Below are 501 nucleotides of genomic sequence, written 5' to 3' on the forward strand. Positions count from 1 at the left end.
GATTCAGAAGTGACCTCACGCCTCACACAAGAGGAAATCGACGAGATCTTCAACCCAGTTTATTACACTAAACGAGTGGATGACATCTTTGAACGTCTTGGATTAGGATAATTAGAATAAAAATCGAATTTCTATTACTCCATTTATAGGAGTAGCAGAACTTCGATTTTTCTTTTTTATTAAAGTGCTTTTGAAAAAATAACCAATATTTTATAATATGTTGAATATAGAATAGTATACTGTGACTTCTAAAATATTACTAGAAATTCCTTTAAATTTCCTAATCGATTTGTCCATATTCTATTTCAATCTACTATGTCATATAATAAGCATAGAAAAAGCCCAAGCGATTAGGCTCAGGCTTTCTTCTTAGTGATCACGGTCACATGAGATGAATTTAATCTTGTAATAATCAGATCGTTTGTAAGTTTCACTGTATCCTAAAACTTGACCAGTTGATTCGAGTTTGGTGATTTTAGTTTGTAGGACAGTAGGGAATTG

The 501-nt window shown here is 32.1% G+C and carries 1 pseudogene; it reads right to left on the reverse strand.

The features are described from left to right. Window positions 1–369 precede the first annotated feature (369 nt). A pseudogene (locus QZ114_RS09265) lies at window positions 370–501 on the reverse strand (GntR family transcriptional regulator); the annotation flags it as partial.

The sequence above is a fragment of the uncultured Streptococcus sp. genome (assembly GCF_901875575.1).
Taxonomy (GTDB): Bacteria; Bacillota; Bacilli; order Lactobacillales; family Streptococcaceae; genus Streptococcus.